Source organism: Geothrix oryzisoli (assembly GCF_022808865.1).
GTDB classification, from domain to species: Bacteria; Acidobacteriota; Holophagae; order Holophagales; family Holophagaceae; genus Geothrix; species Geothrix oryzisoli.
The window spans coordinates 708,001-719,764 of sequence record NZ_JAKZLB010000002.1 but is presented as its reverse complement, the minus strand read 5'-3'; the positions used below and the strand labels follow the sequence as shown (position 1 = coordinate 719,764).

The following is an 11,764-nucleotide window of genomic DNA, read 5'->3' as shown; positions in this document are numbered from 1 at the left end:
TTCGTTAGGGTGCATCCATGAATGCTATCCAAATTGCGCGAGTAACTACCCTTCCCGATTCTGAGTTGGATGAGCTTGTCATGGAAAGCGAAGCAGAGGGATTTGGGTTTGTTGCTCGCTTACGGGATGAATGGCATTCAATGCGCAATCAATTCAATCAACCCGGCGAAGCTTTCTTCACTGCCAGAATACAGGGCCAGCTAGTTGGGATTTGCGGGTTGAGCCGTGATCCATACTCCTCTCAGGCCGGCGTGGGTCGTGTGCGCCGGCTATATGTTCGCAAGGAATTTCGACGCTTGGGTGTCGGTCAGCAGCTTATTCATGCAGTGGTGGAAACTGCACGCATTCACTTCACCCTCTTGAGCCTCCGAACCGATAACCCGATTGCCTCGCAATTCTATGAGCGACAAGGATTCCAATCGATTTCTCGACTCGAGAGCTATACACATTTGTTATCGCTCGTTGCGCCCTAACCCCTAGCTCAACTCGGACCCCGCCTGCATTGTCTTCCGCTCTCTCTCAGCTTCTCGCTTCCTCGGCTCCGTTCATCGCCTCGGTGCAGGCGGGGCCGGTTAGCTTCATTCGTTAGGCCTCGAAGATGCCCCCCAGCAGACCTTCAACATCTGAATGGATTCAAGTGGCAGCGGGCCTACTCAGCGCAATCGTAGGCGTGGTCGGGGCCAATGTTCTCCGAATCCTCGATTACCCGAACACGTGGCTTCTCGTCGTCTTCATCCTTATTTGGGTGAGTTCCTGGACCTATCTCACCACCCTGTATTGGAAACTCTTCACCAAGCTTGCAAAGCCTTCGTGGGTCGCAATCCTTACCCTCGCTTCACCCGTTATCACATCGGTCCTTCTTTTCCTTTGGGCCTGGCAAGCTCCTTCTGAGTCAGCCTCGGCCTAACCCTTAGCTCAACTCGGACCCCGCCTGCCTTGCCTTCTGCTCTCTCTCAACTTCTCGCTTCCTCGGCTCCGCTCAGTGCCTCGGTGCAGGCGGGTCCGGTTAGCTTCATTCGTTAGGCCGCCCAACCAGCGGAGTACGCTCTAAATTTTAGGCCTGCATCGAATTGATAGGCTCCAGTTGCTCCAACACCCGCTTCATCCGTGATTTTTTGGTCTGCCCATTCAAATTGCCCCGGTCAATAGCTCCAAGGTAAAATCAGCAATTACATCCTTCTCAAACCGGATTAGGCGGATTACGAACATCTTCGTCCTCGCCGTCCAAATTTAGTTAGGGCTCACCTCAACGGCAGGCCTCCAAACACAAAGAGGGCAAGAACTCCCAGCCCGGCAGTAACAAACGCTGCACCTAGAATTCTCGCCCTTCGGTCTGCATTCGGGCGATGCACATAAGCCTTCAGGTATTCGGTTCTCCCCGGGAATACCCCTTCAAACGGGTCACCATGCTTCAAGTAGTTCTTCCAGGTCTTCCAATAGTGCTTCGGCCATAGCAGCATCCACAGGCCAAAGCCGAGCGCCATGCCCACCCAAGCCACTACAATGGCCAAAACTCCAAGCGGCACACCAACTCCTATCTGTTGCGGCTAATCATGCCATGCCCGTTCGCCCTAACCCTCCGCTCAACTCGGACCCCGCCTGCATTGCCTTCCGCTCTCTCTCAACATCTCGCTTCCTCGGCTCCGCTCGTCGCCTCGGTGCAGGCGGGGCCGGTTAGCTTCATTCGTTAGGCCTCCCATGCACTCTGAGATGGCACAACTGGTAGATGCTTGGCTTCAACGACCAGATCAGCCCTTCGATCCAGAGGATTCTGAGTCCTTCACTAGCGCTTTCGACATTGTCTTTGAAATGATGCGAACTTCACCCGATTCAGGTTGGTCGTTCATCGTCGAGGCCAGCAACCGCGAGCTTACCCCTTCCCGTGCCTCTCGCCTGGCAGCAGGTCCGCTCGAAGATCTTCTGACTCATCACGGCCTAGCCATAATTAATCAAGTCGAACAACAAGCCTTAGCTAGCCCTGCATTCCGGAATTTGCTTTCTGGTGTCTGGCAAGGCTCAATGCCAAACGATCTATGGCAACGCATTCAGGCAGCTTCAACAACAGTCCCCCAATCTCGTCGGCCTAACCCCTAGCTCAACTCGGACCCCGCCTGCATTGCCTTCCGCTCCCTCTCAGCTTCCCGCTTCCTCGGCTCCGCTCAGTGCCTCGGTGCAGGCGGGTCCGGTTAGCTTCATTCGTTAGGTAGCCCAACATGCGCTCGCGAATTGCCTGTCTAGTTATCGCGGTCTCGGCACTCACTGGCTGTTCATCTACCCCTGAGAAAGCCTCGACACTTGCTCAGGTAGCTGCATTCCCAAAGGAATTTCAACCCGGAGCAAAGGCTGTGGCTGCTTCCATTCAGCAACATGGTGAGAATCCGTCAGAATTCCATGCCGTAGTTGAGGGACCGATAAATGGCACTCTCATTTTCCATCTTTGGCATCAGAGTGCTTTCACCCCGGAAAACAGGAATCCGGCTCTCGTTGGCAATCCTGGTGGCAAATGCCGTGATGTAACCTTTGATATCGCCTCTAACAAAGTCCTCTCAACTGCACTTTGGCAGTGACCGGCCTACCTAACCCTCCGCTCAACTCGGACCCCGCCTGCATTGTCTTCCGCTCTCTCTCAGCTTCTCGCTTCCTCGGCTCCGCTCGTCGCCTCGGTGCAGGCGGGTCCGGTTAGCTTCATTCGTTAGGCCTCTTATGAAGCGCACATGCCTCAAGTGCGATACGCAACTCCCAACGAAAGCCGAATGGTGCCCGAATTGCCAGGCACTCGCGCCTGGCACCATTCTCCCGGCTTGGGCTCTAACTTTCGGACTGCTCTTTCTGTCAGCCGGCCTATATTGCTTCTATTCTTATGCGGTGAAACCTAAGCCCAATTACTTGATGGCTCTTGGTCCATGCATTCTATTTGCGTACAAATATCTTTCCACCTACTTCCGTCTGATCGGCAGAAACAAGTCTATCCCGTCGGCCTAACCCTCAGCTCAACTCGGACCCTGCCTGCATTGCCTTCCGCCCTCTCTCTCAACATCTCGCTACCTCGACTCCGCTCGTCGCCTCGGTGCAGGCGGGGCCGGTTAGCTCCATTCGTTAGGCACACTCGGGGTCTTCCCTTCGTCTTCCGCGCCTGCTCCTTCTCATTCGGGTTTCGGGTTCAGCGCTCTGGCTTCGCCAGTCGTGAATCTCTCAGGCCTGGCCGTTTCGGCTGCCCATGAATGGCAGGCTTGCGCCGCCGCACACCAGCACCGCTCTCCTGCCGGTCCATCTGGTGAATCCGGCGGCCTCCCGTGGCATCCTGGCTCCGCCGTTCCTCAATTCGCTCCGCCTTTGGCGCAATCCGCCTCAGCTCTTTGCCTTTGGGCTCGTCGCATCAAGCGGTTTTCATCGCTCGGGCGTCATTCCCTTCGCCCGTTCTCATCCAGGCTTCTCTGCAACTCGGGTGGGCTTCAGTTTCGTGGGGTGCCTAACCTCTCGCTCAACTCGGACCCCGCCTGCACTGCCTTCCGTTCTCTCTCATCTTTCCGCTTCCTCGGCTCCGCTCTTCGCCTCGGCGCAGGCGTGGCCGGTTAGCTTCATTCGTTAGGCTGCTCAATGACCCCAGAAATAGATTCGCCCGCAGCCGCACCATCGAAGCGATCGCGCCCTCTTCTCAGGTGGGTTGGGATCTTCACTGTCATTTGCCTTGTGGTCTTCACTGGCGCTTACTATGCAATCGATAGATTTTTCAGGGCTACCTTCGGGCAGCAAAATACTCCAGAAATACAGGTACTCACTAGGTCCACTTCACCTGATGACCACCTGGAAGCAAGGCTTGTCAGAGTCATTGGTGGTTCCGGCTTCGGTGGTGCGGTCGTATGGCAAGAGGTCCAGCTCGCTCCAAAGGGCTCAGAGGTCAGGTTCCTTGCTGGCCAAAATCAAACAGGCTTGGCCTTTTCGGTCGTACAGGATTCCGAGTCCCCGATTGCCGAACTTCAGTGGGTATCCTCAGATCGACTGTTAATCAAATCTGATAAGCTCACTCGCGAAAATACTCATACAACACAACTCTTTGGTGTCGCCCTTGAATTCAAGGAGTTACAAAAACCAAAGCAAGCATCACCGGCAGCCTAACCCCTAGCTCAACTCGGACCCCGCCTGCATTGTCTACCGCTCTCTCTCAACTTCCGTCTTCCTCGGCTCCGTTCAGCGCCTCGGTGCAGGCGGGGCCGGTTAGCCTCATTCGTTAGGTGCTACGTGAAACACCGTTTGCTCCGACTCGCGACCTGCTTCCTCCTTTCGTCAGCCGTTGGTCTGTTTGCTGACGGCTTCAAATTCAAGGACGGCCGGCTTGCAGATGAACCAGTGATTGAGATCCAACTCACACAATCACAAATGACCATTCTTCGTAAGCACTTCGAACCGGGGATGAAACTCAAGCTAACAAAGAAGCAGCAGGCGGAGATTCTGGCCAAAGCAAAGATCAAAGTCGGGCCGACCATTCTCGAACTTTGGAAGCCCGCCAATATTGAAGGCGACTGTTCCTGCTTCCTCTGGAATATTGGCCTGCTGTTCAAAGACGGTTGGATTGAACTTCCTATTCATCGTCTTGTCTCTGACAAAGAGGCTGAAGATAGTCGGCCAGATCCAGAAGGCTAAACTGCCCATCGCGCACCTAACCCTCCGCTCAACTTGGACCCCGCCTGCATTACCTTCCGCTCTCTCTCAGCTTCCAGCTTCCTCGGCTCCGCTCAGCGCCTCGGTTCAGGCGGGTCCGGTTAGCTTCATTCGTTAGGCGTCTGTAGAAAGGAGGGCCGAGGTGACCACACTGCCTGGAATGCAGACGAGCCGATTTCTGTTATTCCGGCGCCTGATCATCTTTGTTCTCGCCGGGCTGCTGATCTGCTACCACATCTTTACCCTGTGTGATCTGTATCTAGGCGCTAGAACCAGCACGCATACGACATTCGAATACGTGCAATCGGCCCTTCGAGTAATAATTACTCTCAGTTTGTTGCTCGTCGTCGTCGGTAAACGTTGGGCGTTGTGTGGAATGTGGGCCGGTATCACCGGGCTTATTGCAACGCACTATTGGGCGCACTTCGGGAACCTGCCCGTCGATTTCACCCTGGGTAGGCATCCGCTCTCCTATCTCAAGGGCTTTATTTTTCCGTCAATCATCACCATGGCATTCCACACTTCAAGCCAGGTTGGCGATTCAAATGCAGACGCCTAACCTCTCGCTCAAGTCGGACCCCGCCTGCATTGTCTTCCGCTCTCTCTCAACATTTCGCTATCTCGGCTCCGCTCGTCGCCTCGGTGCAGGCGTGGCCGCTTAGCTTCATTCGTTAGGCGGTGTAAATTGCGTCGCGCTTTGTTACTCATTCTTCCACTGGTCATGGCTTGCAAGGCGCCATGGCCCATTGGTGATTACCCGAAGGAGTGGCTTCGCGTCCGAACCTCTGTGCAGCAGGCAGAGAACGACAATATGGCGATAATTCCAGGGCGGAGTTCCACACCCATCATTTTCGGGCTTATGCACAAAGAGTGGCTCGAGTTTAAGGCCTTGATCCGACCAGGTGATGAGCTTTGGACATATGATGGCGACATGCAGACGGGATATTGCATTATTCGATCTCAAAAGGTGATCTATCGCCTGCGCGTGGTTAGTCACAATTAGCATGTGCATTCAGCCACACGCCTAACCCTCGGCTCAACTCGGACCCCGCCTGCATTGTCCCCCTCTCTCTCTCAACTCCCTGCTTCCTCGGCTCCGTTCAGCGCCTCGGCGCAGGCGGGTCCGGTTAGCCTGGTTCGTTAGGGTGCATCCATGAATGCTATCCAAATTGCGCGAGTAACTACCCTTCCCGATTCTGAGTTGGATGAGCTTGTCATGGAAAGCGAAGCAGAGGGATTTGGGTTTGTTGCTCGCTTACGGGATGAATGGCATTCAATGCGCAATCAATTCAATCAACCCGGCGAAGCTTTCTTCACTGCCAGAATACAGGGCCAGCTAGTTGGGATTTGCGGGTTGAGCCGTGATCCATACTCCTCTCAGGCCGGCGTGGGTCGTGTGCGCCGGCTATATGTTCGCAAGGAATTTCGACGCTTGGGTGTCGGTCAGCAGCTTATTCATGCAGTGGTGGAAACTGCACGCATTCACTTCACCCTCTTGAGCCTCCGAACCGATAACCCGATTGCCTCGCAATTCTATGAGCGACAAGGATTCCAATCGATTTCTCGACTCGAGAGCTATACACATTTGTTATCGCTCGTTGCGCCCTAACCCCTAGCTCAACTCGGACCCCGCCTGCATTGTCTTCCGCTCTCTCTCAGCTTCTCGCTTCCTCGGCTCCGTTCATCGCCTCGGTGCAGGCGGGGCCGGTTAGCTTCATTCGTTAGGCCTCCTGTGACCTTCTGGAACTATCGAGATTACAAAGAGGGCAAACGGCGAGGGCATTTGGCGATGATTATCGGGCTGCTTATCGCAGTCGTCCTCATCTGCCTGCTTGCCATCATTCTCAAATACACATGAATCCCAACTCCTCAAGAATGGGGTTATCGCTTACTCATCAACCTTCAGCCCATGGATTTCTGCCATCATCGAGGTCACTTCAGCGTCTCGGCCTTTATTCTCACGCGATAACTCCGGTGTTCTCCTTTGGGGTCGTCGGCATGAACCTTCGCTCTCGCTCAAGCAGGCTCAAATCCAAGCACAGCGCGTGTTCGGGGTGCTATTGCTTAGGGCTCGGCCTAACCCTCCGCTCAACTCGGACCCCGCCTGCATTGCCTTCCGCTCTCTCTCAGCTTTTTGCTTCCTCGGCTCCGCTCATCGCCTCGACGCAGGCGGGGCCGGTTAGCTTCATTCGTTAGGCGTTCCCACCTTCGTGTTGGATGGTTGTCATGAGCGCTCAATCGCTTTTCACTTTCCTTCTTTCTCTGGTGTGCACGACCCTACCTGCCCAGGTAGATGCAGCGGCATATCTTCTAAGGTCATTTGATCAGATCCTCATCGAGAGGAAACCGTGTGCTGATCCTGCATCAGACCTTAATGTGTGCACGGAAATCCACAAATACCAGACCCAACTAACATATCTAGGCGAGATACGCCCAATTGCTGGCCGGAAGGCCGAACTACTAACGGGACTCCAAACATCATGGAAGGCCTTGCCAAATGTTGTTCGGTTTTTTGCCATGTACCATCAGGAAATACTGGTTACCTACAAGGGCACCAAGGTGTGGATTCCAATCCAAGATTCTTTAATCCCTGAAGTGAAGCAATACTTGAAACCGAACCATGACTTCCTAGCGTTCCTGGTGGTTCCGGGTGCTCTAAAATCCGAGCTGGTCTTCGTTCTAACGAGATTCGATGAACTTGATTAAGGGTTCAGGCCGGGCACGCCTAACCCTCCGCTCAACTCGGACCCCGCCTGCATTGCCTTCCGCTCTTTCTCTTGGTCCCGCTTCCTCGGCTCCGCTCATCGCCTCGGTGCAGGCGGGGCCGGTTAGCTTCACTCGTTAGGCGTCGCCCCAACATTGTTCATCATGGAGGTCAGGTCGTGGATGCGAACAAGGTCCTCAAAGCTGCCCAAGCCACTCTCACAGGCTCAATGCCATTCCCTGAGATCGTGGCGAGTCTTATCGGCAATGGGGTGGAGTATTACTATGTGGACTATGCCTCTAGGCTATTTACTTTCTATAGCGCTGAAGGTGCTGTGGTACAGGCTCCACTTTCTTTCGAAGACCTTCCTGCCATCGCAGAAGACTTTGACAAGGCTTCGCTACGAGCGGCCATTGTCGATAGTCAGCAGCACGGCCAGAAGTTTCGGGATTTTAGTAAGCGAACTGTCGCCGCAGGAGTCCAAGGGTACTTTGCCTTCCTCCGAGGGCAGCGTGTGACCTATTTCGGTCGTCAGGGCGACCAACATACCGAATGGTTTCCCGGCGCCAAGCCCAGCGATGCCTAACCCTCCGCTCAACTCGGACCCTATCGCTGCGCGCTAGTGTCCTCAAACAACTCAGCAGCCAGGTTCCGCAGCAATAGGGCCGGTTAGCTTCTTTCGTTAGGCGCGATTCCGGAGTCACTGTGATCCTGATTCCCCCAGCAATTCTGCAACCTCACCAGGATTCTATTCGCACAGAACTTGAAGCGATGTTGGAGTCCGATCAAAAAGGCCGACAGGCCCTAATCGAGATTCAAAGGAAATCGGGCCCGTTTTCTCCTGAAGCATTTGAGGTCTTAAAAAAACAAAACCTGATTGATGAAAACAATCGGAGGCGGTTGGTCGAAATCATCAATCAGTCTGGATGGCCGAAGCTAAGTATGGTTGGCGAAAAAGCTGCTCTTGCGGCATTCCTCGTTTTGCAACATGCCAGTTTGGATTTACAGAAGCAATATCTCCCCATTTTCCGCACAGCCGCGAGAAGCGGTGAGTCAAAGCTCAAATGGCTCGCATTACTTGAAGACCGAGTGTTAGTGGGTGAGGGCAAGAAGCAGCTATACGGAACACAGCTCATAGAAAAGAAGGGAATTAAGGGGATTCAGGTTGAACCGATTGCAGAAGAAGCTAATGTTGATGAGCGCCGTGCAAAGATGGGGCTCGGGCCACTAGCTGATTACTTAAGGGGGTTTGGCATTGATTATCGAAAACCCACCAAGGACGCGCCTAACCCCTAGCTCAACTCGGACCCCGCCTGCATTGCCTTCCGCTCTCTCTCAACATCTCGCTTCCTCGGCTTCGTTCAGCGCCTCGGCGCAGGCGGGTCCGGTTAGCTTCATTCGTTAGGCCGCCCAGCACTCCTAGTCGTAATGGAGTAACCTCATTCCAATTCCAGGGATTTGCAGATGAGAACCACGAGCATACTGCGCTTCATCTCAACCACTAGCCTCGTCGCGCTTCTGCTTCCTCTACTTATTCTCATCTCCATCAAGCCACCTACACCCAGAGCATTCACGGTGTCGTTAGACAACTACGCACCAAGCGTTCCAGATCTGAAAAACCCCTTTATCAGTAATGCAGGATTTGGCCTCTCATATGAGTGGTGTGGGACCCTTTCTGCTTATCGTGAACAGGCAAGGAAAGATGCCCAACAGGCAATGCGCAAACAATTGACAATATCCGGTGTATTGATTGGTGTATTCACTGTGCTATTTGGTTATCTGCACAGGCGAAATTACAAATCAGACATGCAACACTTCAAAGACAAATACGAATTCGACAATTAGCGGCCTAACCCCGCGCTCAACTCGGACCCCGCCCGCATTGCCTTCCGTTCTCTCTCAACATTTCCCTATCTCGACTTCGTTCGTCGCCTCGGTGCAGGCGGGGCCGGTTAGCTTCATTCGTTAGGCGTTTCATGCAACGGTTTCTATTCACCCTGGCATTTCAAAGCGCTATTGTTGGCGCTCTGTATGGGCAGGATCAGGAACAGAAGATCGTGAGGCGACTACCTTCACCAGGCCATCTCTACACTGCGACCTACAAGGGAACTGACTGCGGCGACGGTGTCGTCTCCATATCATCGCCCAAGGGCCAAACACCCTTGTTCAAAACAGGCAGCAATCATGTGCCTAGTTTCAAATGGCTAAGCAAAACAATCCTCTCGATACGCGTTCACTGCGGTAGCCCTTGCTGGTACGAACGTTTCTACGACACTGAAGCCAAGGCCTTATCTCCAGAATTTCAGTTCACTTTGGCTAGCAACCCTGAATCCAAACTGGTGGCCCACGTAAGCCCAGAGGATGAAATCCTCGTCTCAGAGATGTACTCAGGAAAAGCAAGGCTTCGATATAGACCCACACCTGTTGGTTGCCAGGAATTTGCGTTCTTGTACGTTGTCAAATTCATTAACCCCTCTACCATTTCTGTAAAGTGCAGCAAACAATCGGTGGTCTTACAAATTCCACCGCAACCAATTCCTAATTAGTCCCCAACGCCTAACCCTTAGCTCAACTCGGACCCCGCCTGCATTGCCTTTCGCTCTTTCTCTTCATCCCTCTTCCTCGGCTTCGCTCATCGCCTCGGTGCAGGCGGGGCCGGTTAGCTTCATTCGTTAGGCCCTGATTACGACCCGCAACCCGCAAGGGGCAAGCATGATAAACCTCACGCCCTTCTTACTGTTCGACGGCGATTGCGCCGAGGCGATGACGTTCTACCAAACTTGTCTTGGCGGGGAGTTGACCTTGATGAAGGTCAGCGACACTTCCATGAAGGACCAAGTTCCGCCAGAGCACGCACAAAAAATTATCAATGCTCACTTAATAAGCGGTGACATCGAATTTACGGCCACCGACTGGATGCATCCTACTCGGGCACCAAGACAAGGCAATATGGTCTGCATGTACATCAATGGCGGACGGTACAGCGAACTGAGAGCGATCTTCGACAAGCTTTCCGCAGGGGCAGATCAAGCACTCCTAGACGATCTGCGTGATTTGCCGTTTGGCAGCTATGGACATCTCGCCGACAAATATGGCGTCCATTGGTTCTTTCAGGGCGAGAAAAAACATGGGGTTTGAGTATTCGATTGGCATGAAAATATAAACTATCGCAAGAAATGGCGGGGCCTAACCCCTAGCTCAACTCGGACCCCGCCTGCATTGCCTTACGCTCTCTCTCAACATTTCGCTATCTCGGCTCCGCTCATCGTCTCGGTGCAGGCGTGGCCGCTTAGCTTCATTCGTTAGCCGTCACCCAATCGGAGCATCTATATGAGCCAGAACAAGTCAGTCGTCAGGCGGTTCAATCACGAAGTCATCGAGAACCTTGATATGGCTGCGTTTTCTGATCTCGTCTCACCGGAATTCATTAACCATTCTGCGCCTCCTGGGGTTTCCAAGGGATCAGATGGATTTGCAGCGTTCTTCACCAATGTCCTCCACCAGGCTTTCACAGATATCAAGGTTTTGATCCATGATCAACTTGAAGAAAATGACAAGGTTGCTACTCGAAAAACCATTGAAGGCACGCATTCTGGACCATTCTTTGGTCATGCCAAGACCGGCAAGCGAATCTCCATTCAAGTGACCGACATCGTGCATGTGAAGGGTGGCAAATACATTGAGCACTGGGGAAGTGCCGATATCTATGGAGCCATTGCCCAAATTTCAAAAACTTGATTGTCGTTCTCGTGGCGTCTAACCCTCAGTTCAACTCGGACCCCGCCTGCATTGCCTTTCGCTCTCTCTCAACTTCTCGCTTCCTCGGCTCCGCTCATCGCCTCGGTGCAGGCGGGGCCGGTTAGCCTCATTCGTTAGGCCTCGTTTCAATGCCATTGGCCCTATTGCCGGGAGAGGAATTGAATAATTCGTCAGGTATGAATAATCCCAAACGTTCAACCAAGAGTTTTTCTCCTGCTGGCCTCGGCGTCCAATGTCTCAGATGTGAAGGCACTGGCGAGCTATCCGCGGATTGCGATATTTGCAGCGGAAAAGGCGCAGTGGTGCTGAGTTGTCGAAAATGTTCTGGGACAGGCACCTATTCACAAGAATCAGGTCCGTGTTCTCGCTGCGACGCTAAAGGCATACTCCGTGATGGTACGAAATGCCCCCGCTGCAGGGGCCTCAAAACCCAAAAGGCATTCTCCTCTGCCTGTGCCAAATGCTCTGGCAGTGGTTCTATAAATCTTCCGTGCAAGAAATGCCACGGAAGTCTTAAAGTTGTGATCAGTTGTAAAACATGTAATGGCACAGGCATTTATCGGCGAGAACCATGAGCGGCCTAACCCTTAGTTCAACTCGGATCCCGCCTGCATTGCCCTCCGTTCTCTCTCAGCATTCCGC

At 53.4% G+C, this 11,764-nt stretch carries 10 protein-coding genes; all 10 read left to right on the top strand.

From position 1 onward, the window contains the following. Positions 1 to 17: 17 nt before the first annotated feature. The 10 genes from MLE43_RS08020 to MLE43_RS07980 all read left to right on the top strand — a co-directional run bounded on the left by MLE43_RS08020 (position 18) and on the right by MLE43_RS07980 (position 11,101). On the top strand, positions 18 to 473 hold the full coding sequence (locus tag MLE43_RS08020; RefSeq protein ID WP_243303102.1) for a GNAT family N-acetyltransferase: 456 nt from the start codon (positions 18 to 20) through the stop codon (positions 471 to 473). 1,225 nt (positions 474 to 1,698) lie between these two features. Further along, positions 1,699 to 2,094, top strand: a complete 396-nt coding sequence (locus MLE43_RS15095; RefSeq protein WP_420843172.1) for a DUF6869 domain-containing protein — start codon at positions 1,699 to 1,701, stop codon at positions 2,092 to 2,094. Positions 2,095 to 4,239: 2,145 nt separating this feature from the next. Next, on the top strand, positions 4,240 to 4,641 hold the full coding sequence (locus tag MLE43_RS08015) for a hypothetical protein (protein ID WP_243303106.1): 402 nt from the start codon (positions 4,240 to 4,242) through the stop codon (positions 4,639 to 4,641). Between the two features lie 160 nt (positions 4,642 to 4,801). Beyond that, on the top strand, positions 4,802 to 5,218 hold the full coding sequence (locus MLE43_RS08010) for a hypothetical protein (RefSeq protein ID WP_243303104.1): 417 nt from the start codon (positions 4,802 to 4,804) through the stop codon (positions 5,216 to 5,218). A 594-nt stretch (positions 5,219 to 5,812) separates the two neighbouring features. Further along, positions 5,813 to 6,268 (top strand): GNAT family N-acetyltransferase, encoded by a 456-nt coding sequence (locus MLE43_RS08005; protein WP_243303102.1) that lies wholly within the window; start codon positions 5,813 to 5,815, stop codon positions 6,266 to 6,268. Positions 6,269 to 7,541: 1,273 nt separating this feature from the next. Further along, on the top strand, positions 7,542 to 7,949 hold the full coding sequence (locus MLE43_RS08000) for a DUF1398 family protein (protein WP_243303100.1): 408 nt from the start codon (positions 7,542 to 7,544) through the stop codon (positions 7,947 to 7,949). A 119-nt stretch (positions 7,950 to 8,068) separates the two neighbouring features. Continuing rightward, entirely contained in the window at positions 8,069 to 8,659 is a 591-nt protein-coding gene (locus MLE43_RS07995) for a DUF6624 domain-containing protein (protein WP_243303098.1), read from the top strand. 168 nt (positions 8,660 to 8,827) lie between these two features. Continuing rightward, positions 8,828 to 9,208: a hypothetical protein gene (locus MLE43_RS07990; protein ID WP_243303097.1), complete on the top strand. Its 381-nt coding sequence runs from the start codon at positions 8,828 to 8,830 to the stop codon at positions 9,206 to 9,208. An 867-nt stretch (positions 9,209 to 10,075) separates the two neighbouring features. Further along, positions 10,076 to 10,501 (top strand): VOC family protein, encoded by a 426-nt coding sequence (locus MLE43_RS07985; RefSeq protein ID WP_243303096.1) that lies wholly within the window; start codon positions 10,076 to 10,078, stop codon positions 10,499 to 10,501. Between the two features lie 192 nt (positions 10,502 to 10,693). After that, positions 10,694 to 11,101 carry an ester cyclase gene (locus MLE43_RS07980; RefSeq protein WP_243303095.1) on the top strand — a complete coding sequence of 136 codons (408 nt, stop codon included), beginning with the start codon at positions 10,694 to 10,696 and terminating at the stop codon, positions 11,099 to 11,101. Positions 11,102 to 11,764: the final 663 nt, after the last annotated feature.

Coding starts and splice junctions, on each gene's coding strand:
- MLE43_RS08005 (WP_243303102.1), top strand. CDS start 5,813: ATGAATGCTATCCAAATTGCGCGAGTAACTACCCTTCCCGATTCTGAG.
- MLE43_RS07990 (WP_243303097.1), top strand. CDS start 8,828: ATGAGAACCACGAGCATACTGCGCTTCATCTCAACCACTAGCCTCGTC.
- MLE43_RS07985 (WP_243303096.1), top strand. CDS start 10,076: ATGATAAACCTCACGCCCTTCTTACTGTTCGACGGCGATTGCGCCGAG.
- MLE43_RS08020 (WP_243303102.1), top strand. CDS start 18: ATGAATGCTATCCAAATTGCGCGAGTAACTACCCTTCCCGATTCTGAG.
- MLE43_RS15095 (WP_420843172.1), top strand. CDS start 1,699: ATGCACTCTGAGATGGCACAACTGGTAGATGCTTGGCTTCAACGACCA.
- MLE43_RS07980 (WP_243303095.1), top strand. CDS start 10,694: ATGAGCCAGAACAAGTCAGTCGTCAGGCGGTTCAATCACGAAGTCATC.